At 69.2% G+C, this 26,049-nt stretch carries 22 protein-coding genes and 2 tRNA genes; 9 read left to right on the forward strand and 15 right to left on the reverse strand.

Going from position 1 to position 26,049, the window contains the following annotated elements; all coding sequences use genetic code 11:
• Position 1 precedes the first annotated feature (1 nt).
• Positions 2-781 (reverse strand): DUF881 domain-containing protein, encoded by a 780-nt coding sequence (locus GFH48_RS20260; RefSeq protein ID WP_153289607.1) that lies wholly within the window; start codon positions 779-781, stop codon positions 2-4.
• A 142-nt stretch (positions 782-923) separates the two neighbouring features.
• Between GFH48_RS20260 and crgA the strand changes: the two genes are divergently transcribed.
• The gene (crgA, locus tag GFH48_RS20265; RefSeq protein ID WP_153289608.1) at positions 924-1,178 is read left to right on the forward strand and encodes a cell division protein CrgA; all 255 of its coding nucleotides are present in this window, start codon (positions 924-926) and stop codon (positions 1,176-1,178) included.
• Positions 1,179-1,458: 280 nt separating this feature from the next.
• Here crgA and GFH48_RS20270 read toward each other — a convergent pair whose 3' ends face one another.
• A complete protein-coding gene (locus tag GFH48_RS20270) occupies positions 1,459-2,373 on the reverse strand; it encodes a rhomboid family intramembrane serine protease (RefSeq protein ID WP_153289609.1) in 915 nt (304 codons plus the stop codon).
• A 108-nt stretch (positions 2,374-2,481) separates the two neighbouring features.
• Positions 2,482-3,015 (reverse strand): peptidylprolyl isomerase, encoded by a 534-nt coding sequence (locus GFH48_RS20275; protein WP_153289610.1) that lies wholly within the window; start codon positions 3,013-3,015, stop codon positions 2,482-2,484.
• A gap of 312 nt (positions 3,016-3,327) precedes the next feature.
• On the opposite strand from GFH48_RS20275, the gene GFH48_RS20280 reads away from it, so the two are divergent.
• Positions 3,328-4,029: a DUF5324 family protein gene (locus tag GFH48_RS20280; RefSeq protein WP_153289611.1), complete on the forward strand. Its 702-nt coding sequence runs from the start codon at positions 3,328-3,330 to the stop codon at positions 4,027-4,029.
• 462 nt (positions 4,030-4,491) lie between these two features.
• Here the strand turns inward: GFH48_RS20280 and GFH48_RS20285 are convergent.
• Positions 4,492-4,564 (reverse strand) — tRNA-Ala (locus GFH48_RS20285).
• Positions 4,565-4,745: 181 nt separating this feature from the next.
• On the opposite strand from GFH48_RS20285, the gene GFH48_RS20290 reads away from it, so the two are divergent.
• Positions 4,746-5,294, forward strand: coding sequence for a helix-turn-helix domain-containing protein (locus GFH48_RS20290; protein WP_148009302.1), 549 nt, complete (start codon positions 4,746-4,748; stop codon positions 5,292-5,294).
• A 148-nt stretch (positions 5,295-5,442) separates the two neighbouring features.
• Complete coding sequence (locus GFH48_RS20295; protein WP_153289612.1) at positions 5,443-7,089, forward strand: serine/threonine-protein kinase; 1,647 nt, start codon at positions 5,443-5,445, stop codon at positions 7,087-7,089.
• A gap of 25 nt (positions 7,090-7,114) precedes the next feature.
• On the opposite strand, the gene GFH48_RS20300 is transcribed toward GFH48_RS20295, so the two are convergent.
• Complete coding sequence (locus GFH48_RS20300; RefSeq protein ID WP_194280626.1) at positions 7,115-8,578, reverse strand: hypothetical protein; 1,464 nt, start codon at positions 8,576-8,578, stop codon at positions 7,115-7,117.
• A 239-nt stretch (positions 8,579-8,817) separates the two neighbouring features.
• Entirely contained in the window at positions 8,818-8,946 is a 129-nt protein-coding gene (locus tag GFH48_RS39245; RefSeq protein WP_003999697.1) for a DLW-39 family protein, read from the reverse strand.
• 338 nt (positions 8,947-9,284) lie between these two features.
• Here GFH48_RS39245 and GFH48_RS20310 point away from each other — a divergent pair, with 338 nt between their 5' ends.
• Positions 9,285-9,650, forward strand: a complete 366-nt coding sequence (locus tag GFH48_RS20310) for a DUF6344 domain-containing protein (RefSeq protein ID WP_228120750.1) — start codon at positions 9,285-9,287, stop codon at positions 9,648-9,650.
• A gap of 514 nt (positions 9,651-10,164) precedes the next feature.
• Here GFH48_RS20310 and GFH48_RS20315 read toward each other — a convergent pair.
• The 9 genes from GFH48_RS20315 to dnaA all read right to left on the reverse strand — a co-directional run bounded on the left by GFH48_RS20315 (position 10,165) and on the right by dnaA (position 23,465).
• Positions 10,165-10,238 (reverse strand) — tRNA-Ile (locus GFH48_RS20315).
• A 111-nt stretch (positions 10,239-10,349) separates the two neighbouring features.
• The gene (locus GFH48_RS20320; RefSeq protein ID WP_153289613.1) at positions 10,350-11,120 is read right to left on the reverse strand and encodes a DUF3566 domain-containing protein; all 771 of its coding nucleotides are present in this window, start codon (positions 11,118-11,120) and stop codon (positions 10,350-10,352) included.
• Between the two features lie 18 nt (positions 11,121-11,138).
• Entirely contained in the window at positions 11,139-13,733 is a 2,595-nt protein-coding gene (gene gyrA, locus GFH48_RS20325) for a DNA gyrase subunit A (RefSeq protein WP_153289614.1), read from the reverse strand.
• 42 nt (positions 13,734-13,775) lie between these two features.
• Positions 13,776-15,860: a DNA topoisomerase (ATP-hydrolyzing) subunit B gene (gene gyrB, locus GFH48_RS20330; RefSeq protein ID WP_153289615.1), complete on the reverse strand. Its 2,085-nt coding sequence runs from the start codon at positions 15,858-15,860 to the stop codon at positions 13,776-13,778.
• 365 nt (positions 15,861-16,225) lie between these two features.
• A complete protein-coding gene (locus GFH48_RS20335) occupies positions 16,226-16,798 on the reverse strand; it encodes a DUF721 domain-containing protein (protein WP_194280627.1) in 573 nt (190 codons plus the stop codon).
• Positions 16,795-17,919, reverse strand: a complete 1,125-nt coding sequence (gene recF, locus GFH48_RS20340; RefSeq protein ID WP_153289616.1) for a DNA replication/repair protein RecF — start codon at positions 17,917-17,919, stop codon at positions 16,795-16,797. The genes GFH48_RS20335 and recF overlap by 4 nt, the downstream gene beginning before the upstream one ends.
• Before the next feature lie 83 nt (positions 17,920-18,002).
• The gene (gene gnd / locus GFH48_RS20345; RefSeq protein WP_153289617.1) at positions 18,003-18,878 is read right to left on the reverse strand and encodes a phosphogluconate dehydrogenase (NAD(+)-dependent, decarboxylating); all 876 of its coding nucleotides are present in this window, start codon (positions 18,876-18,878) and stop codon (positions 18,003-18,005) included.
• A gap of 161 nt (positions 18,879-19,039) precedes the next feature.
• Complete coding sequence (gene dnaN / locus GFH48_RS20350) at positions 19,040-20,170, reverse strand: DNA polymerase III subunit beta (protein WP_153289618.1); 1,131 nt, start codon at positions 20,168-20,170, stop codon at positions 19,040-19,042.
• 1,222 nt (positions 20,171-21,392) lie between these two features.
• Positions 21,393-23,465, reverse strand: coding sequence for a chromosomal replication initiator protein DnaA (gene dnaA / locus GFH48_RS20355; RefSeq protein ID WP_153289619.1), 2,073 nt, complete (start codon positions 23,463-23,465; stop codon positions 21,393-21,395).
• Between the two features lie 395 nt (positions 23,466-23,860).
• Between dnaA and rpmH the strand changes: the two genes are divergently transcribed.
• Genes rpmH through yidC form a run of 4 tightly spaced genes read left to right on the forward strand, consistent with a single transcriptional unit; the run spans position 23,861 to position 26,040 of the window.
• Entirely contained in the window at positions 23,861-23,998 is a 138-nt protein-coding gene (gene rpmH, locus GFH48_RS20360; RefSeq protein ID WP_006381191.1) for a 50S ribosomal protein L34, read from the forward strand.
• A gap of 18 nt (positions 23,999-24,016) precedes the next feature.
• On the forward strand, positions 24,017-24,388 hold the full coding sequence (gene rnpA / locus GFH48_RS20365; protein ID WP_153289620.1) for a ribonuclease P protein component: 372 nt from the start codon (positions 24,017-24,019) through the stop codon (positions 24,386-24,388).
• The gene (gene yidD, locus GFH48_RS20370) at positions 24,385-24,738 is read left to right on the forward strand and encodes a membrane protein insertion efficiency factor YidD (protein WP_153289621.1); all 354 of its coding nucleotides are present in this window, start codon (positions 24,385-24,387) and stop codon (positions 24,736-24,738) included. Before rnpA ends, yidD begins: the two co-directional genes overlap by 4 nt.
• A 3-nt stretch (positions 24,739-24,741) precedes the next feature.
• Positions 24,742-26,040 (forward strand): membrane protein insertase YidC, encoded by a 1,299-nt coding sequence (yidC, locus tag GFH48_RS20375; protein ID WP_153289622.1) that lies wholly within the window; start codon positions 24,742-24,744, stop codon positions 26,038-26,040.
• Positions 26,041-26,049 lie beyond the last annotated feature (9 nt).

Genomic DNA, 26,049 nt, shown 5'->3' on the forward strand with positions numbered 1-26,049 from the left:
GCTACTCCACAGGCTTCGCGTAGTGGAGATCCACTGTGCCCGAGTAGCCGGGAAGAGTCACCGTCCCGTTCTCCTCGACTTTCCAGCCGAGCCCGTAGACGTTGACGTACACCATGTAGTTCTGGATCGCCTGGGAGTCCGCCAGCGCCTTCTGGAGCTTCTGCGGGTCACCGACCGCGGTGATCTTGTAGGGGGGCGAGTAGACGCGTCCCTGCAGAATCAGCGTGTTGCCGACGCAGCGCACGGCGCTCGTGGAGATCAGCCGCTGGTCCATCACCTTGATGCCCTGGGCCCCGCCCAGCCACAGGGCGTTCACCACGGCCTGCAGGTCCTGCTGGTGGATGACCAGATAGTCGGGCTGCGGCTCGGGGTAGCCGGGCAGCTTGGCCGTGGCGTTCGGCGGGGCGTCGTTCAGGGTGACCGTGACGGCCTTGCCCTTGAGCGGCTGGGTGCCCGCCTTCTTCTCCAGCGCGGCGACCTCGTCGGTCTCGGCCTTGCTGCCGCCGTTCTCGCGTCCGGCGAGGGTGTCGACCCGGTCGCGGAGCGCGCCGTTGGAATCGTCGAGCGACGCGTTCTTGTGACTGCGCTCCTGAATCAGGTCCGAGAGCTTGAGCAGGGACGCGTCCGTGCGGATATTGGTGCCTTTGGCCGTGTTGAAGCTGGTGAAGAAAATAAGCCCGGCCAGGGCGAAGACAGCCACGGTGAGCACGCGAACGGGCCGGAAACGGCGCGTATCGGCAGGACTGGAACCCGTCCCTGGAGAGTCGGCAGAATTGCTCAACGTACCCTTATCTCCTTCGGCGCCGCGGAAGCACTACGCTAACGGACGCCCGGGGGAGCGCTCAGTGTCCCCTTGTACGCTGCCCCGGAGCCCGCCCCAGTTCCCTGCGCGGCCACGCAGCGCATCGACAGGAGAGACCCTCGTGCCGAAGTCACGTATCCGCAAGAAGGCCGACTACACGCCACCCCAGGCGAAGCAGACGACCAACATCAAGCTCACCAGCCGCGGCTGGGTCGCGCCGGTCATGCTGGCCATGTTCCTGATCGGCCTCGCCTGGATCGTCGTCTTCTACGTGACCGACGGCTCACTGCCGGTGGACGCGTTGGACAACTGGAACATCGTGGTCGGTTTCGGCTTCATCGCGGCGGGATTCGGCGTCTCCACGCAGTGGAAGTAGCGCTCCGCGACCGCCGCTCCGGCAGTTTCCCGGCAGCTCTCCCCAGGGCTATCCACTGAGTTATCCACAGCTGTTTTCCACAGGTGGAAAAAGAACGACGATCTGTGGATAACTCATCCAGGGTTGACGCCGGTGTGACTGGCCTACCGGGATCCGCAAACCTGTTCGCCCCCTGTCCGACCTGGGAAAACTTGGGTCAGTGACAGGGGGCACAGCTGTTCCCACACAGCCTGCACAAGATCCGCCACCGTCTGTGGACAACAGCGGTGACCGGAGCGGCTCAGGTGAGCTGAGCCGTCCTGACCAGCGTCGCGACCACCACGGCGGCGAGTACCACCGCGCACACCCCGTACTGGACCAGGGCCCTCCGCTCGCGGGGCGCGTGGACCATCGCGTAGCCGACGACGACGCCGCCCACGAGGCCCCCGATGTGTGCCTGCCAGGAGATGCCGAAGGCGGGGGTGAAGGTGAAGATCAGGTTGACGACCAACAGGCCGATCAGCGGGCGCATGTCGTAGTTGAGCCGGCGCATCAGCACCCCGGTCGCGCCGAAGAGGCCGAAGATCGCGCCGGAGGCGCCGAGCGACGGCTGGTTCGGGGCGGCGAGCAGATACGTGAGCGCGCTGCCGGCGAACCCCGAGACGAAGTACAGCGCGAGATAGCGGGCCCGTCCGAGGGCCGCCTCCAGGGGGCCGCCGATCCACCACAGGCTGAGCATGTTGAACAGGATGTGGATATAGCTGCCGTGCAGGAACATCGACGTCAGCAGCCGGTACCACTGGCCTTCCGCGATGCCCTCGACCGAGCCGAGAAGCGGGACGTACGCCCGGCCGATGAGGTCGAAGCTGTCGGTGAAGCGGTCGCCCACGGCCTTCTGCACCAGGAAGAAGGCGAGGTTGATCCCGATCAGGACCTTGGTGAACAGCCGCGGGTCCGCGGCGACGGTGCCGCCCGCCAGCGTGCGGGGCCGGGAGGCCGCCGGCGGGTGTCCCGTACCGGAGCCGCCCCGGACGCATTCGGGGCACTGGAAGCCGACGGAGGCGCTGACCATGCATGCGGGGCAGATCGGGCGTTCGCAGCGGCTGCAGCGCACGCCCGTCTCGCGGTCCGGGTGCCGGTAGCAGGTGGGCACGCTCTGGGCGTCCTGCGATCCCTGATCCTTCGGGCCCTGTGGGCTGCCTGGCGCCTGGTCCATGGGATCCCCTCGATCGGTCGTACGCACTGCACCGCCCCGTCCATCCTTACGGATGAACGGGGCGTTTGGTTCCCTGCGGGAGTCCCCGGGGCCCCTCGGCCGCCGGGCTCAGCCCTCGCGGGTCTCGACGACGACCGACTCGATGACGACGTCGTTGACCGGACGGTCGGTGCGCGGGTTGGTCTGGGCGCCCGCGATGGCGTCCACGACCTTCTGGCTGGCCGGGCCGACGACCTCGCCGAAGATGGTGTGCTTGCGGGTCAGCCACGCCGTCGGGGAGACGGTGATGAAGAACTGCGAGCCGTTGGTGGCCGGGCCCGCGTTGGCCATGGCCAGCAGGTACGGCTTGTCGAAGGCGAGGTCGGGGTGGAACTCGTCCTCGAACTGGTAGCCCGGGCCGCCGGTGCCGTTGCCGAGCGGGTCACCGCCCTGGATCATGAATCCGCTGATCACGCGGTGGAAGACCGTGCCGTCGTAGAGCTTGTCCGTGGACTTCGCACCCGTCTCCGGGTTGACCCACTCCCGCTCACCCGTGGCGAGCTCGACGAAGTTCCGGACCGTCTTGGGCGCGTGGTTCGGCAGGAGCCGGACTTCGATGTCGCCTTGGTTGGTCTTCAGGGTGGCGTAAAGCTGCTCGGCCACGATCTGCCTTCCGTTGCCTTTTTTTGACCCCCCGATCCTCGCACGGACCGGGCCTCGCGTCGCCCGACCACCACCTCCGGGCGAACATCCCGTCCCCCCTCTTGCGGAAATCGCGTCGAGTCCTCCCGCGGGCGGCGCCCGGAGCAGCGATCCGTGGCAGGGTCGGCGACAAGGCCCTGTTGCCCCGTATGCCCCATCTCGCATGCCCCGCGGTCACGCGAGGGGCATGATCTCGAAAAGGGTGGAAAGGTGGACTGTGCCTGTTTGGGGTACTCGAACGCCCAAGTACGCCACCGAGGAGGAGGAAAACCCGTGACCCGCATTGACAGCGTGCGCGCCGCGACCGGCTCGGCGAAGGACAGCGTGCTGCACGCCGCGGAAGTGGTGGCGCCTTACGCCGACACGGCCAAGGACCGGGCCTCGCACTACGCGAGCGAGGCACGCGTACGGCTCGCGCCCAAGATGTCGCTGGCCGCAGAGCAGGCCCGCGTGCACTACGACGCCCATCTCGCACCACGACTCGAGCAGGCGCGCACCCATGTGCCACCGAAGGTCGACCACGCCGCCCACACGGCCGCCGTCCGCACCCGTCAGGCGGCTCTCCAGGCCGCCGACTACACCAAGCCCAGGATCGAGCAGGCCGTGGCGGCGGCCCAGCCGGTACGGGAGGAGGCCGCGGCCAGAGGTGCGGCGGCGCTGGCCGCACTGCGCGGACAGGTCTCCCCCAAGGAGATCGAGAAGCTGGTCCGCAAGCACCGGCGGCGGGCGAAGGCCGGCCGTGCCGTCAAGGGACTGGCCGTCCTGGGACTCCTGGCGGGCGGCGCCTACGCCGCCTGGCGGTGGTGGGACAAGCAGGCCAATCCCGACTGGCTGGTCGAGCCGCCCGCCGCGACCGAGGTACCCGAGTCGGGCCGCCTGACATCGGTCGACGGCAGCGGTCGGCCCGACCTCGACCCCGAGGTCCAGGCCAAGCAGGCGGAGGACGAGGCGGCGAAGCGGGACGATCGCCACTGAGTCCTGGCTCAGGACATCAACAACGCTGTGGGGCAGGAGACTTGAGGGTCTCCTGCCCCACAGCGTTGTTTCACGTGGAACGGCGCGGAACCGCGTCACCCGTCGCACCGCGGAGGCCCGCGGGGAAGAAGACGACCGTTTACGGATTCCGTCCGCGATGACGTTTGCAACGGTCGTCACGCACAACATCCACACAGACTCTCTTCACCGTGCGCATTGCCTTGATTACGCGCCTCTGCTTGCGCCAGTTCACGCACGGCTCCACCGTCGGAGCCCCACCCCTCACGGAGGGCGACAACCCCCCGGGTGACGGTCCCGGCACCCTCGCCCACTCCAGGCATTTGCGCAAACAAATGCAAAGCTTGCGAATTTCCCCCTGTGACGCAGGTCACTGTGAACGGTCAAAGCGGGGCATACGAAAACCGGCCGGTCGCCGTGAAGGCGTCCGGCCGGTCCGAGGTGTGGAGCCTAGGGGAGTCGAACCCCTGACATCTGCCATGCAAAGACAGCGCTCTACCAACTGAGCTAAGGCCCCTGAAGGGAGGCGTCCGGCCGGTGCATTCGGATACCGACTGGCGCCGGGCACCAGAGTACCGGGTCACCCCCGGTATCTCGCAAAAAGATTGGGGGTCCCCGTGGGCGACCACTCTCCGTAAGATGCTCGACGTGGTTCGCGATGGCGAACCACGGTTTTGGGGAAGCGATGGGGAGACGCAATGGACGCCGCACAGCAGGAAGCAACCGCAAGAGCCCAGGAGCTGCAGCGGAACTGGTACGGGGAGCCGCTGGGGACGCTCTTCCGCAGGCTCATAGACGATCTGGGCCTCAACCAGGCGCGTCTTGCCGGAGTACTGGGCCTGTCCGCGCCCATGCTGTCGCAGCTGATGAGCGGTCAGCGTGCCAAGATCGGCAATCCCGCGGTGGTCCAGCGGGTCCAGCTGCTGCAGGACCTGGCGGGGCAGGTGGCGGACGGCAGCGTCAGCGCCGCCGAGGCGACCGAGCGCATGGACGAGATCAAGAAGTCGCAGGGGGGCTCCGTGCTCAGCAACACCACGCAGTCGACGAGCAGTTCGGGTGCGCCCACGGTCAAACGGGTGGTCCGCGAGATCCAGTCGCTGCTGCGCTCCGTCGCGGCCGCGGGAGACATCATCGAGGCCGCCGACACCCTCGCTCCGACCCACCCGGAACTGGCAGAGTTCCTCCGGGTGTACGGCGCGGGCCGCACCTCCGACGCCGTCGCGCACTACCAGTCGCACCAGAACTGAGCCACGGCCCGGAACCGAGCCGACGGTCCGGCAGGCCGCACGCCCCGCGCCGGCGGGCTCGCAACGCCGTCCAGCGCCGCGTCCCGGGCCGCCGGGCACCTCGCGGAAGCCGTAAGGACCGACCGCCGAAGGGGAGCGACGCACGACCATGGGTGAGGTCTTCGCCGGACGGTACGAGCTGGTCGACCCGATCGGCCACGGGGGAGTCGGTGCCGTATGGCGCGCCTGGGACCGGCGGCGGCGCCGGTACGTGGCCGCCAAGGTGCTCCAGCAGAGCGACGCGCACGCGCTGCTGCGCTTCGTACGGGAGCAGGCGCTGCGGATCGATCACCCTCATGTCCTGGCGCCCGCCAGCTGGGCCGCCGACGACGACAAGGTCCTGTTCACGATGGACCTGGTCGCGGGGGGATCCCTGGTCCATCTGGTCAACGACTACGGCCCGCTGCCCCCGGGCTTCGTCCGCGTCCTGCTCGACCAGCTCCTCTCGGGGCTCGCCGCGGTGCACGCCGAGGGGGTCGTGCACCGTGACATCAAGCCCGCCAACGTGCTGCTGGAAGCGACGGGGACGGCCCGGCCGCGGCTGCGGCTGTCCGACTTCGGCATCGCGATGCGGCTGGGTGAGCCGCGGCTGACCGAGACCGACTACGTGGTGGGAACGCCCGGTTACTTCGCGCCCGAGCAGATGATGGGCTCCGAACCCGACTTCCCCGCCGATCTGTTCGCCGTGGGTCTGGTCGCCCTGTACCTGCTGGAGGGGGCCAAACCGGACGCCAAGGCGCTGATCGAGTACTTCGCCGAGAACGGCACACCGCCCGCACCCCAGGGCATACCGGAGCCGTTGTGGCAGGTGGTGGCCACGCTGCTGCAACCGGACCCCCAGGCCCGGTTCCGCACCGCCACGGGGGCGCGCAAGGCGCTGGCCTCGGCCGCCGAGCTGCTGCCCGAGACCGGCCCCGACGACGAACTGGTCGAGGTCTTCGACCAAATCGGCCCGCTTCCCCCGGGGTTCGGCCCCGCGGGACCGGCCGGGATGGCATCCCGGCCCACCGCCGAACCCACGGCTTCCCGGCCCGGGTCCGCCCCCGACCCCGTCGCCGATCCCCTCTCCGGTCCCGGATCCCTGTCCGGCTCGGGTGCCGTCGAAGGCGCATGGCCCCGCACGACTTCCCGAGGCGTCCATCCGGAGCCCGGACCCGAGGGCGCACGCCCGGAGCCCGGCACCGGCGACGTACGCCACGAGGCCGCCCCCGGTGACGTGACACCCTTCCCCGCCCCGGACTCCGTGCCTCCGGGGCCGTCCACGATGTCGGACACCGGGAGCTTCCACCTGCCGCCGCCCCGGGCAGCCGCCCCCCACGCACAACCACGGCCACAACCTCAGTCGCAGCCCGAGCCGCAGCCCCAACCAGAGCCCCAGCCCCACAGCTCACCTCGGGAACAGGCCCAGCCGCAACCGCAGCACGCCTGGCACGAGACTCAGCGTCATCCGGTCCCGGGTCACCCGTGGCGCCCGCCCGAGCAGCCGCCCACTCCCCCCACCGCGGTGAACGTGCCGAGCACGGCTCCCCTGTACACGCAGCCCTTCGGCCTCCGGTCCGCGCCGGTGCCCGTCCCCCAGCGGCCCGCGGATCCCACCGTCGTGGTGCAGCAGCACACACACGGTTCGGCCGGCTCCCACCGGGCCGTGTCCCGGCGGGCGGTCCGCCCCGGACCGCCGGCCCGGGTGGTGGTCCCGGTCCTGCTCCTCGCGCTGGCCTGTTTCGCGGTGGGTTTCTGGGCGCTGACGCGTATCTGACCCCCGTCGGCCACCCCGGGCGGATCTACCGGCCTCGCGGCGCCTTGTGATCCCGGGGCAGGACGGGATGAGCCGCCGGCGGACCCGGCGTGGCCGCGTCCCCGGCCGCCGCCCACCCTCGCGCCCGCCGCCGCGCGACCGCCGTCCACACCGCGAGCACCAGTACCAGGGCGGTCCCCGTGCCGAGGCCGCCCGCGGCGACCGCCTTCATGTGCGGGTCCCCGGCGGCGCCCGAGCCCGTCGCACGGTCCCCCGCGCCGCCCGCACCGCCCGCCGCCGTCCCGCCGGAGGCCTCCGCCGCGGCGGCACCGGCCGCGGCGTCGAACACGTCCCGGGGATCCGCCCGTCCCGCGTAGTCCGGGCCCGCGTGGGCGGCGCCCTCCACCCGTACCCGCAGCGTCAGTCCGAGCGGCCCGTCGCCGAACTTGCCGGCGACCTGCGCGGCCAGGTGCACGGCGAGGTAGTACGAACCCGCGAACCGCACAGCGCTGGTCCGGTCGTTGAGGGCGTAGCGGTTGCCGTAGGCGACGGGCGGCAGCGGATCCACGACCGCGGCTCGCTGGCCGCCGTCGTATCCGCAGCCCACGTCGTCGACGTACCCCCGCACGGGGTTGTAGAGGGACACCACCAGGGCCGTGCCCACGAAACCGTCACCACCGGTCGAACTGCCCAGCTCGGCGCCCGCGTAGAGCTGCTGTCCCCAGTCGACCGGCACCTTGTAGAAGAGCGTCTGCCCAGGGCTGATCCCGTCCTTCCAGACCCCTTCGCCGAGGGGGGCGGCGGTCGCGAACCCCGCGCCGCCGGCCCGGGTGCGCGCGTCTCCCTGAAGGGGTCCGGGCGAAGCGGAGTTCCACGCCTCGGGGGCCTTCGTCGAACCGGCCTTCCGCAGAGCGGGTTCCGACACGTAGCCGAGTTCGAGATCCCAGTCGCCGGGGGAGCGGGACGAGGACGCCGACGAGCCGGACGGGCCGACGCGCTCGACGACCACGTAGTACGTCCCGGCCGTCTGGCAGGAGTACTTGGTGGGGCCGATCTCACGGGACGCCCAGGCGGCGAGGGGACGCGGGCTCTCGGAGGCGCCGAAATGGGCGGCCGCGGAGGAGGAGCAGCGGCGGCTGTTGTCGTCCTGGACGGAGACCTTGACGCCGTCCGCGTAGGAGACCGCCGCGCCCGGCCCGGGAACGGCGGTGGCGGAGACGTACGCGTTGGACGTGGCGTCGAGCGCCAGGCGGAAGTAGAGCTTGCCGCCCTCGCCGATGGAACTCCGGTACGTCCTCCCGGGCTCCAGCAGTGCGGCGTTCGTGGTGCTCGCGGTGCCTTCGACCGTCGTGTCGTCCTCGGCGTAGGCGTACGGCTTCGGTGCACCGGACTCCGCCGGGACAGAGGCCGCCGAGGCCCTCCCCCCGAGCGCGGACGTCGCGCACAGCGCCGCTCCCAGGGCCAGGGCCCCGAGCGCCCGCCCGTACCGTGACCGCGCTCGCCGCCCCATCACACGTCACCCCTCGTCGCCACCCCGGACCGTGGCCATCGTGCCGCACCGGCCGCGGGTTCGCCCTTGCTATCCGTACAAGCGGCCGAAACCACGTGTCCGTAGAAGGGATGGCTTCACTCCCGCAATCGGTTCATGTGCGGAAGCGAACGACTGACGGGTGTCGGCCGACGGGTCCGGGAAACACAAAACCCCGACCGCGAGGCGGCCGGGGTCTGTTCTGAGACTGGTGTCGGTACTCACGAACCCGTGGGTACGGAGTCAGTCGCCTCCGTCCACAGATCCTGCTCGGCGCGATCCGCCTGGATCTGGCGGTACACGAGGAGTCCGCCGATGGCGGCCAGTGCGACCAGGAGAAGCTTCTTCACCGCGCGACCTCGTCTTTCTTGACGTAGGGGACCTCTGGCGCCCGACTATACACACCGACCGATATCGATCGGTGACCTGCGTCGACCCCCAACTCCCCTCTGCCGATGAGCAGTAGGACGGGGCGTGACCGCACCGATCTCACGGTGATCACACCTCACACACGGTGACCCTTCCCTGCCTTTTCGTGCCGTTTTCAGCGCTTCCGATACGCCTTGCGCCCATACGGGTGGTGTTCATCGGAACATCAACGCGCCACGAGCGTCGGTCCACCACTTCGCGGGCTGCTTACACATCATGAGGAAAGTACGCAAATCGCCTGACCCGAAAGTGAGGGGCCATGACCCAGAACAAGGTCATGAAGCTGTGGACCGTCCTCGTGACCGCCTTCCTGGCGCTCTGCACGACGCTCGGTTTCATCACGACCACCGCGGCCGCGGCCGTACCGCAGACCGGAGCGACGCACGAGAGCGTGGCCCCCGTGACGGTGCCGGCGACGGCCCCGTGGACAGCGTCCTACAGTCGGGCCCTGCCTCCCACGATGAAGCAACGTATCCGCGCCGAGGCCCACGGCTCCTCACCCAGTTGCCGTCACCGCCCGCGGTTCGACGCCGAGACGAGCGGCCTCACCGCCCAGTGCGCCCCCGATGTCGCGGCCGACCTCGATACGTCCCTCCAGCACGGCGAGGCGCCCCTCCTGCGCTGACGCGCACCGCACCACCCCACCGACCCTGCCCCTCCTGCCCGACGTAGCGGCGAACTTGCGTACACCGCCACACCCGGAATCAAAGGCCCGGCACCTCGAAAGAGCTGCCGGGCTTTCTCCTGTGCGGACACCGGTGGGGAATCCGTGCGGTCCAGGGAGTCCCGCACCGCTCCGCACGCCCTCACGGGCGCCGACACGGGCCGACGCGGGCCGCTCGCCCCGGCACGCGCTGCTCGGCCCGGCACGCGCCCGTCCGTATCCGCCGACCGGCGTCCCCTGTCGTGCCGTGCCGTCCGTGCGCGGCCCCGGCACCCCGCGCCCGTCATTGCCCGCCCCGCCCTGCCCTGCGTGCCCGGCCCGGTATCCGGCACGGCGGTCGTCCGGAAGCCCGGCACGACGGCCGCTCCCGCGCACGACGCGGTGGTCGGAATCCTTCGGCAGACAACGGAAGCGCCCTGACGGACGCCGAACGCCGAAGACCCCCGACCACGAATGGTCGGGGGTCTTCGTACTGTGGGGCTAACAGGATTTGAACCTGTGGCCTCATCCTTATCAGGGATGCGCTCTAACCAACTGAGCTATAGCCCCGCCGCGCTTTGCGGTGTGTGTCCCGCGCGCTGACCTCTGAAGATTAGCGCACGACGCGGCCAGTCCCAAAATCGGTATCCCGGGCCCCTGGCGGAGGCTCGGACGCCGCTGTTATTCGTCCTCGGCGAGGGTCAGCTCGATGCCGCCGACGAAGCCCGCGGAGAGGTTGTAGATGAACGATCCGAGCGTCGCGAGCGCCGTGGCGAGCACGACGTCGATGACCGCGATGATCGACGTGAAGAGCAGGACGTTCGGCAGGGAGAGGAACGACTGCAGGTCGAAACCGTTCGACTCGTTCGACCCCGTCGCCTCGGAGATCGTGCCGCCGACCGTCGAGAAGACGCCCATGGCGTCCATGACCATCCACAGCACCGCCGCCGCCACGACCGTGCAGATGCCGAGCGCGATGGAGAGCAGGAAGCTGACCTTCATCACCGACCACGGGTCGGTCTTGGCCACCCGCAGCCGCGCCTTGCGGGTACGCGGAGTGGTGCGCGCCCCCGTCCGCGGCCGGCGCACGGAGCCTGACGGTGTCTGCGCCGCGTACGCCTGCGGCGGGTGATACGGCTGCGAGGGCTGCTGCGGTTGCCGCTCCCCCGGCAGCGCGGAGGCGCCCGCCGGAGCGGTCGGTCCGGCGGCCGCGGGAGCCGCGGGCGCGGCGCCCGGCGCCGCCTTGGTCGTGGCAGGACCGGCCGCGGCCGGTCCGCCCGGAGCCGCGGGGCCCGCTCCGGCCGCGTACTGCTGGCCCTGCGAACCTCGGGTGTCCGTCACAGTTCCCCCCTGGGATCCATGAGTGTCATGGGAGTCAGTCGAGTCCGTGGCGGAGCCACGGCCGCCGTCCGTATCCGTACCGGTCGGTCCGGCGCCCGTGGCTCCGCTCACGATGACTCACTCCTCGCGCTACTCGGACGAGGACTGCTCGTCCTCGTCCGTACCGACGGCCTCGATGTCCTCGGCCGTCTCGTCATCGGCGCCCTCGCCGTCGACTTCCTCGGCCTCACGACCGGCCTCGGCGTTACGTGCGATGCCGACCACGGCATCGCGCTTGCCCAGGTTGATCAGTTGGACGCCCATGGTGTCACGGCCCGTCTCCCTGACCTCGTTGACTCGCGTACGAATCACACCGCCGGACAGGGTGATGGCGAGGATCTCGTCGGTCTCCTCGACCACCAGCGCGCCGACGAGTGAGCCACGGTCCTCGACGATCTTGGCGGCCTTGATACCGAGGCCGCCGCGACCCTGGACGCGGTACTCGTCGACGGCGGTGCGCTTCGCGTACCCACCGTCTGTGGCAGTGAACACGAACGTACCGGGTCGAACAACATTCATCGAGAGCAGTTGGTCCCCCTCGCGGAAACTCATGCCCTTGACGCCCGAGGTCGCACGGCCCATCGGTCGCAATGCGTCATCCGTTGCAGTGAACCTGATCGACTGGGCCTTCTTGCTGATCAGAAGCAGATCATCCTCGGCCGAGACGAGTTCGGCTCCGATCAGTTCGTCATCGGAACCGTCCTCCGTCTCCCGGAGATTGATGGCGATGACGCCGCCCGAGCGCGGGGAATCGTAATCCTTCAGTGGCGTCTTCTTCACCAGGCCGCCCTTGGTCGCCAGGACCAGATAGGGCACCGCCTCGTAGTCGCGGATCGCGAGGATCTCGGCGATCGCCTCGTCCGGCTGGAAGGCCAGCAGGTTCGCGACGTGCTGCCCGCGGGCGTCACGGCCCGCGTCCGGGAGCTCGTACGCCTTCGCCCGGTAGACGCGGCCCTTGTTCGTGAAGAACAGCAGCCAGTGGTGCGTCGTCGAGACGAAGAAGTGGTCGACGATGTCGTCCTGCTTCAGCTTCGCGCCGCGTACGCCCTTGCCGCCCCGCTTCTGCGACCGGTAGTCCTCGGTCTTGGTGCGCTTGATGTAGCCGCCCCGCGTGATGGTGACGACGATGTCCTCTTCGGCGATCAGGTCCTCGATGGACATGTCCCCGTCGAAGGGCACCAGCTTGGAACGGCGGTCCTCGCCGAACTTCTCGACGATCGCCGCGAGTTCCTCGCTGATGATGCCGCGCTGACGCACCGGCGAAGCCAGGATCGCGTTGTACTCGGTGATCTTCGCCTGGAGCTCGTCGTGCTCCTGGACGATCTTCTGACGCTCCAGGGCGGCCAGTCGGCGCAGCTGCATCTCGAGGATGGCGTTCGCCTGGATCTCGTCGATCTCCAGGAGGGCCATCAGGCCCTCTCGGGCGATCTCCACGGTGTCACTGCGCCGGATCAGCGCGATGACCTCGTCGATGGCGTCCAGGGCCTTCAGGAGGCCGCGCAGGATGTGCGCACGCTCCTCGGCCTTGCGCAGCCGGAACTTCGTCCGGCGGACGATGACCTCGATCTGGTGCGCCACCCAGTGCCGGATGAACGCGTCGAGCGACAGCGTGCGCGGGACGCCGTCGACCAGCGCCAGCATGTTGGCGCCGAAGTTCGACTGCAGATCGGTGTGCTTGTAGAGGTTGTTCAGGACGACCTTGGCGACCGCGTCCCTCTTGAGCACGATCACGAGCCGCTGGCCCGTGCGCGAACTGGTCTCGTCGCGGACGTCGGCGATGCCGCCGACCTTGCCGTCCTTCACCAGGTCGGCGATCTTCTGCGCGAGGTTGTCGGGGTTGGTCTGGTACGGGAGCTCGGTGACCACCAGGCACTGGCGGTTCTGGATCTCCTCGACCTCGACGACCGCGCGCATCGTGATGGACCCACGGCCCGTGCGGTACGCCTCCTCGATGCCCTTCCGGCCCACCACCAGGGCGCCGGTCGGGAAATCGGGGCCCTTGATGCGCTCGATCAGGGCGTCGAGCAGCTCCTCGTGGCTCGCCTCGGGGTTCTCGAGGTACCACTGGGCGCCGGCCGCGACCTCGCGGAGGTTGTGCGGCGGGATGTTGGTGGCCATACCGACCGCGATGCCCGCCGAGCCGTTGATCAGCAGGTTCGGGAACCGGGCCGGCAGAACCGTCGGCTCCTGGTTGCGGCCGTCGTAGTTGTCCGTGAAGTCGACGGTCTCCTCGTCGATGTCACGGACCATCTCCATGGACAACGGCGCCATCTTGCACTCGGTGTAGCGCATGGCGGCGGCGGGGTCGTTGCCCGGAGAGCCGAAGTTTCCGTTGGAGTCCACCAGCGGCATCCGCATCGACCACGGCTGCGCGAGACGGACCAGCGCGTCGTAGATCGAGGAGTCGCCGTGCGGGTGGTACGTACCCATGACGTCACCGACGACACGGGCGCACTTGTAGAAGCCCTTCTCGGGCCGGTAGCCGCCGTCGTACATGGCGTACAGGACGCGGCGGTGGACGGGCTTGAGACCGTCCCGTACGTCGGGCAGGGCGCGGGACACGATGACGGACATCGCGTAGTCGAGGTACGAGCGCTGCATCTCCGTCTCGAGCCCGACGGGCTCTACACGGAGGACCATCTCGGCGCCTTCTTCAGGCGTACTCGAAGTGTTCTCGTCGGCCATTGCTGGTGAAGATCCTTTCTGCTGCGGTCAGCTGAGACCGACTCAGATGTCGAGGAAGCGGACGTCCTTGGCGTTGCGCTGGATGAAGGCGCGGCGCGCCTCGACGTCCTCGCCCATCAGGACCGAGAACAGGTCGTCGGCCTGGGCGGCGTCGTCCAGCGTGACCTGGCCGAGGACGCGGTGCTCCTGGTCCATGGTCGTGATGCGCAGCTCCTCGGCGTTCATCTCACCGAGGCCCTTGAAGCGCTGGATCGAGTCCTCCCGGACGCGCTTGCCCGCTTGGCGGCCGAGCTCCGTCAGCGCGTCGCGCTCACGGTCCGAGTACGCGTACTCGAAGTCGTCCCGGCCCCACTTGATCTTGTAGAGAGGCGGGCGCGACAGGAACACGTGCCCGGCCTCGACCAGGGGCCGCAGGAAGCGGAACAGGAAGGTCAGCAGCAGCGTGTTGATGTGCTGGCCGTCGACGTCGGCGTCCGCCATCAGGATGATCTTGTGATAGCGGAGCTTCGCGATGTCGAAGTCCTCGTGGACCCCGGTACCGAAGGCCGAGATCAGCGCCTGGATCTCCTGGTTCTGCAGGATCTTGTCGATCCGCGCCTTCTCGACGTTGAGGATCTTTCCGCGGATCGGGAGGATCGCCTGGTACTGCGGGTTGCGGCCGGACTTGGCGGAGCCGCCGGCCGAGTCGCCCTCGACGATGAAGATCTCGCACTTGGTGGGGTCGTTCGACTGGCAGTCGGAGAGCTTGCCCGGCAGGGACGCCGTCTCCAGGAGGCCCTTGCGACGGGTGAGGTCACGGGCCTTGCGGGCCGCCACGCGCGCGGTGGCCGCCTGGATGGACTTGCGGATGATGTCCGCGGCCTCGTTCGGATTGCGGTCCAGCCAGTCCGTGAGGTGCTCGTGCACGACCTTCTGCACGAAGGTCTTCGCCTCGGTGTTGCCCAGCTTGGTCTTGGTCTGGCCCTCGAACTGGGGCTCACCGAGCTTGACCGAGATGATCGCGGTCAGACCCTCGCGGATGTCGTCGCCCGTGAGGTTGTCGTCCTTCTCGCGCAGCAGCTTCTTGTCGCGCGCGTACCGGTTGATGAGACCGGTGAGCGCCGCGCGGAAGCCCTCCTCGTGCGTACCGCCCTCGTGGGTGTGGATGGTGTTGGCGAAGGAGTACACGCCCTCGCTGTAACCGGTGTTCCACTGCATCGCGACCTCGAGGGAGAGCATGCGCTCCTTGTCCTCGGCCTCGATGTCGATGACGGTCTCGTGGACCACGTCTCCCTTACGGGAGTTCAGGTACTTCACGAAGTCGACGATGCCGCCTTCGTAGTGGTACGTGACGGTCTTGACCTCGGCCTTCTCGTCCGCCCCGGCCTCGTCGGCACCCGCCGTGGCCTTCGCGGACTCGCGCTCATCAGTGAGTTTGATCGTCAAACCCTTGTTGAGGAACGCCATCTCCTGGAAGCGCCGCGAGAGCGTCTCGAAGGAGTACTCCGTGGTCTCGAAGACATCCGGATCGGCCCAGAAGGTGACCGTCGTGCCGGACTCGTCCGTCTCCTCGTTGCGTGCCAGCGGGGCCGTGGGGACGCCCAGCTTGTAGTCCTGCGTCCAGCGGTGGCCGTCGCGCCTGACCTCGACCGAGACCTTGCTGGACAGCGCGTTCACGACGGACACGCCGACACCGTGCAGCCCGCCGGAGACGGCGTAGCCGCCGCCGCCGAACTTGCCGCCCGCGTGCAGCACGGTCAGCACGACCTCGATGGCCGGCTTGTTCTCGGACGGAACGATGTCCACCGGGATGCCGCGGCCGTTGTCGATCACGCGCACGCCCCCGTCGGGGAGGATCGTGACGTCGATCGTGTCCGCGTGGCCGGCCAGCGCCTCGTCGACGGAGTTGTCGACGACCTCGTACACGAGGTGGTGGAGTCCGCGCTCACCGGTCGAGCCGATGTACATGCCGGGTCGCTTGCGGACCGCGTCCAGACCCTCGAGGACGGTGATGGCACTGGCGTCGTACGAGGCCGTGACCTCGCCGTTCGAGGCGGTGGCCCCGGCGACGGCGCCTGCGTCGGTGGACGGGATGTTCTCGTTGGGGTTGCCGGAATCGGCCACGAAGCGCCCTTTCTGGCACAGCACAAACCAGGCTCGTCGGCGGGTTGCCGGAGCGGCTGCGGCACGTTGCGTTGGTAAGCCTTGATCAGCGTTGCTCAGCTTCTCCCGGACGGTCCCCACAAGTGGGGCGGGATTAGCTTCCAGTCTACCGGTAGCGCCGACAGTGATGGGGGTTTGCCGGTACCTGAGTCCGCATGTGCCGCCCTGAACCGGTCTCTCCCGACTCCCCATATACGGACCCGGGCCCAAAGAGGCTCACAGCGGCACTCAGCGCTTCCGGGTGTCAACCCTTCGCTACTGTGGAGTCAGGTCGGTGTTCGCAACCGCGTGCGGTTGCCCGTACCCACCGCGAACGCGCGCGTCCGGCGGCCGGTTCGCGCGGGCGGCGGTCACCCGTAGGTGTCGCCCGGACCCGTGCTCCCGGGGGCGCGCAGGGGCCCGAACCGGCGCGCGGGACCACCCGGGCCCTGCACCTTGATCAGCCTCACCGTGCCGTGCCCGAGGTCCTGGTTCAGCCGTGCGACCAGCTGCGGGGCGAGCAGCCGCAGCTGGGTGGCCCAGGCGGTCGAGTCGCACTGCACGGTCAGCACCCGCTCGGCCGGATCGTCGTCGTACCTGAGCGGAACGCAGTGCTTGGCCAGGTCGTCGCCGACGATCTGCGGCCAGCGCCCCATCACCCCGCCCACCGCGGCCGGCGTCTCCCAGCCGCGCTCGGTGAGCAGCCGGTTGATCGCGGCTCCCAGCGCCATCGGGTCGCGCCCGTCGGCGCGCGCGCCGGAGCGCAGGCCGCCGCGCCTGGCCTGCTTCTTCTGCTGTGCCGCGTCCCCACGCGCGCGTGCCTGCTCCTTCGCGGCGCGCAGCGCGACGCGCGCGAGGTCGACGCCGGTCGGCTCGGGGGTCTTCCGGGCGGCTTCGCCGGACGGAGCGGACGGCCCCGGGATCCGTGGTGTGTTCTCCGTCATACCCGCTCCACCGTGCCCTCCGAGACGGCGTAGCGCGTCCCCGCCAGGACGCCCGGCACGTCGTCGTCGACCGCCGCCGTCACGAGGACCTGCTCGCCGGGAGCCACGAGTTCCGCGAGACGCTCCCTCCTGCGGCTGTCCAGCTCGGCGAAGACGTCGTCGAGGACCAGGACCGGCTCGTTGCCCTCGGCCCTCAGAAGGTCGTACGAGGCCAGTCGCAGCGCCAGCGCGTACGACCAGGACTCGCCGTGCGACGCGTATCCCTTCGCCGGCAGCTCGCCCAGCTTGAGCAGCAGCTCGTCCCGGTGCGGGCCCACCAGGGTGACGCCCCGTTCGATCTCCGGCTTGCGGGACTCCGCGAGGGCCGCCATCAGCTGTTCGTACAGCTCCTCGCGGGTGTGGCCGGTGAGGACGGCCGAGGAGGGCTTGTACTCCAGGGCGACGGGGCCCCCGCCGGGCGCCAGCTGTTCGTACGCCTTGTCGGCCAGCGGCTGGACCGCGGCGACCAGGTCGAGCCGCTGGGCGAGCAGTTCGGCGCCCACCCGCGCGAGGTGTTCGTCCCACACGTCGAGCGTGGAGAGGTCCATGGTGCGGCCGCCGTGGCGGCGGGCCAGCGCGGCCGACTTCAGGAGGGTGTTGCGCTGCTTGAGGACCCGGTCGTAGTCGGAGCGGACGCCCGCCATCCGCGGGAAACGGGCGGTGATCAGTTCGTCGAGGAAGCGCCGCCGCTCGCCCGGGTCGCCCTTGACCAGCGCGAGGTCCTCGGGCGCGAACAGCACCGTCCGGACGATGCCGAGCACGTCACGGGGCCTGACCTGCGAGGACCTGTTGACGCGGGCGCGGTTGGCGCGGCCGGGATTCAGTTCGAGTTCGATGAGCTGCTGGCGCTCGCCCTGTCTGACGTTGGCGCGGATGACCGCCCGCTCCGCGCCCATCCGCACCAGGGGCGCGTCGGAGGAGACACGGTGGCTGCCGAGGCTCGCGAGATAGCCGACCGCCTCGACCAGGTTCGTCTTGCCCTGTCCGTTGGGGCCCACGAACGCGGTGACGCCCGGGTCGAGCGGGACCTCGACCCGGGCGTAGGAGCGGAAGTCGGCCAGCGACAGATGCGTGACGTGCATGGTCGTTCGCCGACCTCCCCCAAAGACGCTGATCCCCGGCCTCTCGGCCGGTGGATCTGTGGATGCGGATGTGGATCTGTGGATTACTTCTGCTCGACGGCGTGGCCGCCGAACTGGTTGCGCAGTGCGGCGATCATCTTCATCTGGGGTGAGTCGTCCTGGCGGGAGGCGAAGCGGGCGAAGAGGGACGCGGTGATGGCGGGGAGGGGTACGGCGTTGTCGATGGCGGCTTCGACGGTCCAGCGGCCTTCGCCGGAGTCGTCCGCGTAGCCGCGGAGTTTGTCGAGGTGCTCGTCGTCGTCGAGGGCGTTGACGGCCAGGTCCAGCAGCCAGGACCGGATGACGGTGCCTTCCTGCCAGGAACGGAAGACCTCGCGGACGTCGGTGACGGAGTGCACCTTCTCCAGGAGTTCCCAGCCCTCAGCGTAGGCCTGCATCATGGCGTACTCGATGCCGTTGTGGACCATCTTGGAGAAGTGGCCGGCGCCGACCTTGCCGGCGTGGACGAAGCCGGCGTCGCCCTCGGGCTTGAGGGCGTCGAAGACGGGCTGGACCCTGGCGACGTTCTCGGTGTCGCCGCCGACCATGAGGGCGTAGCCGTTCTGCAGGCCCCAGACGCCGCCGGAGACGCCGGCGTCGACGAAGCCGATGCCCTTGGCGGCGAGTTCTTCGGCGTGCTTCTCGTCGTCGGTCCAGCGGGAGTTGCCGCCGTCGACGACGGTGTCGCCGGGCTCCAGCAGGTCGCCGAGCTGGTCGACGGTGGACTGGGTCGCGGCGCCGGCCGGCACCATCACCCACACCACACGGGGGGCTTCGAGCGCGCCGACGAGTTCTTCGAGGCTGTGGACATCGGCGAGTTCCGGGTTGCGGTCGTATCCGATGACGGTGTGGCCTGCGCGGCGGATCCGCTCGCGCATGTTGCCGCCCATCTTGCCGAGGCCGACGAGACCGAGCTCCATCAGTTGTTCCTTAGGTTTGCGACGTGGCGTGAGGGCACTTTCGTACCTGTGTCCGAGCCTAAACCCGGACGCTCACGCACACCTGTGGGCATAGCCGCTCAGGCGTACGTCCCACCTGCGCATTCGCCCGCCGGCCGGGTCGGCCCGGCGGGCTCAGGGCCTCAGCCGGACAGGCGCACCGGCATGATCAGGTACTTGTAGGCCTCGTCCGCCTCGGCGTCCACGGCGGGCTTGCCGCTCAGCAGCGCGGGCTTCGTGGACGTCGTGAACGAGAGCTGCGCGACCGGGGAGTCGATGGCGCTCAGGCCGTCGAGCAGGAACGTCGGGTTGAAGGCGATCGAGACGTCGTCGCCCTCCAACTGCGCGTCGACCCTCTCCACAGCCTGTGCGTCGTCGCTGGATCCGGCCTCCAGGATCAGCACGCCCTGCTCGAAGCTCAGCCGCACCGGGGTGTTGCGCTCGGCGACCAGGGCCACACGCTTGACGGCCTCCACGAAGGGGGCGGTCTCGATGACGGCGATGGAGTTGAACTCCGTCGGGAACAGCGAGCGGTACTTCGGGAGGTCGCCCTCGAGCAGCCGGGTGGTCGTACGCCGTCCGGCGCCCTCGAAGCCGATGAGGCCCTCGCCCGCGCCGGAGCCGGAGAGCGCCAGGATCACGCTGTCGCCGCTCGTGAGGGCCTTGGCGGTGTCCAGGAGCGTCTTGGCGGGCACCAGGGCCACCGCGGACGCCTCGGGGTTCTCCGGCTTCCACAGGAACTCGCGGACCGCGAAGCGGTAGCGGTCGGTGGAGGCCAGGGTGACGGTGTCGCCCTCGATCTCGATCCGCACACCGGTGAGGACGGGAAGCGTGTCGTCGCGCCCGGCGGCGATGGCCACCTGCGCGGCGGCCGAGGCGAAGACCTCGCCCGGGACGGTGCCCGTCGCCGACGGCATCTGCGGCAGTGCCGGGTACTCCTCCACCGGCAGGGTGTGGAGCGTGAACCGGGAGGATCCACAGACCACGGTCGCCCGTACACCGTCTGTGGAGATCTCCACCGGCCGGTTGGGGAGGGCGCGGCAGATGTCCGCGAGCAGGCGGCCGGAGACCAGGACCGTGCCCTCCTCCTCGACCTCCGCGTCCACGGAGACCCGCGCCGAGACCTCGTAGTCGAAGCTGGAGAGGCTCAGGGCGCCCTCCTCGGCCTTCAGAAGGAGGCCGGCGAGCACAGGCGCCGGCGGACGGGCCGGGAGGCTGCGAGCCGCCCAGGCCACTGCCTCCGCGAGTACGTCGCGTTCCACCCGGATCTTCACCGTTGCCGCCTCCGTCTGTTGCCGGCGCTCTCGCCCTGCTGGCCTTCGTCGTCTGACTCGGTGTCTTTCGACCCCGTCGGGGAAGGACACCGGGGAACAGTCTGACGCACCGCACTGACAGTCGGTGCCCCTCGGGGTCAAGTCGTGCCGAGCGGCAGCGGAGGCTCCGGGAGCAAGTTGTGCACAGCCCCCACTTCGAAACGGTTCCCAGGCTCTCTCTAGTTGGTCTTAGTAGTAGGCCCTGTGGAAACGGTGGATAACCGTGTTTTCGCAGGTCAGCCTGGATTTTTTGTCCACCGACCCTGTGGGTGGAGGCAGTGGATAACCAGGGGTCTCTGTGGACGGCGAAAAGTTCTGCACACACGATGCACAGGCTCGGGCCACTTCTCCCCAGCGCCGTCCCCAGCTTTACCCACGTTCCCCACAGCCCAACCTGGCACCTTGGTGTGACGCCTTTCACTCGACACGGTGAGAGGGTGCGCCTCGTTGCCGAACAGTGGACAGGGGTGTGGAGAAGCTGGGATTCACTGGGGACAACAGGCGTCGGCCTGTGGGTTGCCGGTGGACAACTCCCCGCACGCCCTGTGGACCATTTATTTGTCCACAGGCTGTGGAGAGCGTTCGTCCACGAATCCACAGGGGGCTGACCTGGGTTGATGGTCCTACGAGCGGACGCCCTGTGGACACGATCGGGACAACTTCGCGGTCCCCAGGGTGTGGACGCCAGAAAGTCACCGAATCTGTGGAGAGTGGCCGTAACCCTGCGCGTATTCGAACAGATGGTGCCGAGGGCATGACGGCTGAACGACGTCGTACGGCTCCCGAACGCGGAGGAGAAGGGCCTCGGAGGGGGCCTGGACGGCCCTCCCGAGCGTGCCGGGCGGTGCTCCCGGGCGCGTGGGGCGCAGCCGGACCCACACGCGTGGCGGAGGAGCCGTGGGGCCTCGACGGGGCACGGAGGCCGAGGAGCCGGGCCGAGGAGCGGGGCCGGGAGGCGCGGAGAGGCGGCCTGGAGGCGCGCTGAGCCGAGTGCCTGGGGACGCCGGCGCGGAGGTACGCCCGTGGGGAGGGGGCGACGTGGGGACCTGCGGCGACGCCCGGGACCCCCGAGGGAACGGCGGAGAGAGCGACGCCACCGAGCCCACCGGGGCCGCCCGGAGAGACGGAAGGCGCCCGCGGGAACGTGTCCCGGGGCGCCGTGGCCGGCGTACCGCCGCGTCCGTCAGCCGTTCTTGATGCGGTTGGTGAGTTCGGTGACCTGGTTGTAGATCGAGCGGCGCTCGGCCATCAGCGCGCGGATCTTGCGGTCGGCGTGCATGACGGTCGTGTGGTCGCGGCCGCCGAACTGGGCACCGATCTTCGGCAGCGACAGGTCCGTCAGCTCACGGCACAGGTACATGGCGATCTGGCGTGCCGTCACCAGGACGCGGCTGCGCGAGGACCCGCACAGGTCGTCCACCGTCAGACCGAAGTAGTCGGCGGTGGCCGCCATGATCGCGGTCGCGGTGATCTCCGGGGCCGAGTCCTCGCCGCCCGGGATGAGGTCCTTCAGGACGATCTCCGTCAGACCGAGGTCCACCGGCTGCCGGTTGAGCGAGGCGAACGCCGTCACCCGGATCAGCGCGCCCTCCAGCTCGCGGATGTTGCGCGAGATCCGCGAGGCGATGAACTCCAGGACCTCCGGCGGGGCGTTGAGCTGCTCCTGGACCGCCTTCTTGCGGAGGATCGCGATACGCGTCTCCAGCTCGGGGGGCTGGACGTCCGTGATCAGTCCCCACTCGAAGCGGTTCCGCAGCCGGTCCTCCAGCGTCACCAGCTGCTTGGGCGGCCGGTCGCTGGAGAGCACGATCTGCTTGTTCGCGTTGTGGAGCGTGTTGAAGGTGTGGAAGAACTCCTCCTGCGTCGACTCCTTGTCCGCGAGGAACTGGATGTCGTCGACCAGCAGGATGTCCATCTCGCGGTAGCGCTTGCGGAAGCTGTCGCCCTTGCCGTCGCGGATGGAGTTGATGAACTCGTTGGTGAACTCCTCGGAACTCACGTACCGCACACGGGTGCCCGGATAGAGGCTGCGGGCGTAGTGCCCGATGGCGTGCAGCAGGTGCGTCTTGCCGAGGCCCGACTCCCCGTAGATGAAGAGGGGGTTGTACGCCTTCGCCGGCGCCTCCGCGACGGCGACCGCGGCGGCGTGCGCGAAGCGGTTCGAGGCGCCGATGACGAAGGTGTCGAAGAGGTACTTCGGATTGAGGCGCGCGGTGGGCTCACCCGGGCCCGACGCCGGCGCGGGCTTGGCGGCCAGCGGACCGGGAGCGCCGCCGGAGCTCGGCAGCGAGGGGCCGCCGCGGTGCAGGGGGCCACCGCCCGAGGACGGGTCCTGGAGGTCGCGGCGGTCGGGACGCTGGTCGTAGTCGGAGCGCGGCTGGTCGTAGTCCTGGCGCTGCTGCTCGTAGGGCGGGCGGTCCATCGACTGCGGTCGGTAGTCCTGCGACGGCGAGGCGTACGGGTCCCGCTCCGGGAAGCCGAGGCGCTGCTGCTGCCAGCCGTAGTCGTCCTGACCGTGCCGGGGCCAGGCGCCGGGCTCCGGACGCTGGTAGTCCGGGTACGCGGGGCGCGCGGTCGGCAGCTGGTCGGAGCGGCCGGGCGGCAGCTGGTCGCCGGGAGCGCCGGGCAGCTGGTCGGAGCGGCCCGAGCGGTGGTCGCCCCGGTGGTCGCCGCGGTGATCTTCTCGCCGGTCCTCCCGGCGGTCCTCACGCCGGTCGTCGGCGCGGTGGCGGCCGTACCCCTCGTAGCCTTCGCGGCGCTGCGCGTCGTAGCCGTTGCGGTCCTCACGCCCCGGGTCGTAGCCGTTGCGGTCGTCGCGCCCCTGGCTGTCGTAGCCGGTGCGCTCGTCGCGGACCTGGCCGCCGTAGGAGTTGCGGTCCTCGCCGCTGGGGCCGTCGTACGCGTCGCGGCCCTGGCCCGGGCCCGAGGAGGACTCGGGCTCGTCGTACCGGGGCTGGACGGGAGGCGGCGGGGGCTCGCCGGCCGAGTCGTCGACGGTGATCGCGATACGGATCGGGCGCCCGCACTCACGGCTCAGCGTCTCGCTGACGATCGGCGCCAGACGTCCTTCCAGAACGCCCTTCGCAAACTCGTTCGGTACGGCGAGCAGGGCGGTGTCCGCGACCAGTGCCAGGGGCTGGCACCGCTTGATCCAGTGCTCGTCCTTCACCTCGACACCCTGCCCGCGGCCCTCACCGAGGAGTTGTTCCAGTACGCGTGGCCACACTGCGGCAAGATCGGCAGGTACGTCAGCCACAGGGCACGCTCTCTCACGGGTCCCACGAACGTGTGGTTCTGGGAACAGGTTGGGAAGTCAGTCGGGTGGGACGGGGAACAAAACCGCTGGGGCGGGGGGAAGGGAACGAATCGGAGTTCAGCCACGGTAGTCAGGGCGACCGCTGTGGTTCAAGTTGTTGTCCCCAGCCTGTGGACAGTGTCTCTCGCCAGGTGCTGGTTTGACCGGATGGCGCAGCCGCGCGTACCGTAACCAGGTCGAGTTGTCGATGGCTGCTGCCGCCTGCCTCCGATGGGCACAGATCGCGAAAAGTGATCGGGAAGCGGTGCACTCGGGCGTAATACGAGCTACTCGTGGGCGCACGGTGACAGCCAGGACGGCACCCCGCCATCACCGATTCTTTCTGGAGCCCCCGAGTGAGCAAGCGCACCTTCCAGCCGAACAACCGTCGTCGCGCCAAGACCCACGGCTTCCGCCTGCGGATGCGCACCCGTGCCGGCCGCGCGATTCTCGCGAACCGCCGTGGCAAGGGTCGCGCGAGCCTGTCCGCCTGATCATTTACAGGTCATGACGTGCTGCCTACCGAGCATCGGCTGAGGCGGCGCGAGGACTTCGCGACCGCGGTACGCCGAGGACGCCGGGCCGGACGCCCGCTCCTCGTCGTCCACCTTCGTAGCGGTGCAACGGACCCGCACGCGCCTGGGGAGAGCGCTCCCCCGGCGCGTGCGGGTTTCGTCGTGAGCAAAGCCGTGGGCGGGGCCGTCGTACGCAACGTGGTGAAGCGCAGGCTTCGCCATCTGATGCGCGACCGGGTCGGCCTGCTGGCCCCCGGTAGCCTGGTAGTCGTACGAGCGTTGCCCGGTGCGGGCGACGCCGACCATGAACAGCTGGCCCAAGACCTGGATGCCGCTCTTCAGCGGCTGCTGGGAGGGGGCGCGCGATGAAGTACCCGCTGCTGGCTCTCATCAAGCTGTACCAGTGGACGATCAGCCCGCTGCTGGGGCCGGTGTGCAAGTACTACCCGTCGTGCTCCCACTACGGCTACCAGGCCATCGACCGGCATGGTGCGATCAAGGGAACGGCACTCACCGCCTGGCGCATCCTCCGGTGCAATCCGTGGTCGCTGGGCGGTGTGGACCATGTCCCGCCGCGCAAGCGTCCGCGGTGGCACGAGATGGTGCGCAATGCCTGGCGCGCACGCAAGGGCGGAACCTCCGCCGCCGAACCGGCCACCGGGGAGACCACTACCCCGGGCCCGGCCGCCGAGACTCCGTCCCATGCTCAAGGAGCTTGATTAGTGGACACGATTGCCGGTTTTTTCAGCTTCATCACGACACCCGTTTCCTGGGTCATCGTTCAGTTCCACTCCGTGTACGGGGCCATCTTCGGTCCCGACACGGGCTGGGCCTGGGGCCTGTCCATCGTGTCCCTGGTGATTCTGATCCGTATCTGCCTGATCCCGCTCTTCGTGAAGCAGATCAAGGCCACTCGGGCCATGCAGACGCTGCAGCCCGAGATGAAGAAGATCCAGGAGCGCTACAAGAACGACAAGCAGCGTCAGTCCGAAGAGATGATGAAGCTGTACAAGGAGTCGGGTACCAACCCGCTCTCCTCGTGCCTTCCCATCCTGGCGCAGTCCCCGTTCTTCTTCGCCCTGTACCACGTGCTCAACGGCATCGCGACGGGCAAGACGATCGGCGTCATCGACGATCGGCTGCTCGCCAGCGCCCGTAACGCGCACATCTTCGGTGCCCCGCTCGCCGCGAAGTTCACCGACAGCGCCGACAAGGTCGGCCAGCTCGGCGCCCAGATCACGGACGTCCGTATCGTCACCGCGATCATGATCGTGCTGATGTCGGGATCGCAGTTCTACACCCAGCGTCAGCTGATGACGAAGAACGTCGACACCACGGTGAAGACGCCCTTCATGCAGCAGCAGAAGATGCTGATGTACGTCTTCCCGGTCATGTTCGCCGTCTTCGGCATCAACTTCCCGGTCGGTGTCCTCGTCTACTGGCTGACCACCAACGTGTGGACCATGGGCCAGCAGATGTACGTGATCCGCAACAACCCGACTCCGGGCTCCAAGGCTCAGGCCGCGTACCTGGAGCGCCTGCAGAAGCACGTCACGCACCACGGCAAGACCCGTAACCGGCGCGAGAAGACGATCATCAAGACGATCGTCGGCAAGGGCCGCGACCGCAACGAGTTCGAGCGCAAGTTCATCAACGGTCTGACCAAGGCGGGCCTCGTCGCCCAGCCCGACGGCCTCGTGATGAAGGGCGAGAGCTCGACGGTCGTCGAGACCGAGGACGGCACCACGATCACGACCGGCGGCGGCGCTCCCAAGCGCCAGCAGCCGAAGCGTCAGTCCAAGTCCCAGCGCCAGTCGGGCACGGTCACCCCTGCTGCGAAGACGGCGGCGGACGAGTCCGAGCCGAAGACCTCGTTGATCAAGTCCGACGAGCCGCAGGACGCCAAGGCCGCCCCCAAGCCGGCAGGCGGCGGCAGCAAGCCGGGCACCGGTACCCGCAGCAAAGCCCAGTCCGGACAGCGCAAGGGTCCACAGCGGCCCAAGTCCCCGTCCAAGAAGTAAGAAGGAGTC

This window comes from Streptomyces fagopyri, from assembly GCF_009498275.1.
Taxonomy (GTDB): domain Bacteria; phylum Actinomycetota; class Actinomycetes; order Streptomycetales; family Streptomycetaceae; genus Streptomyces; species Streptomyces fagopyri.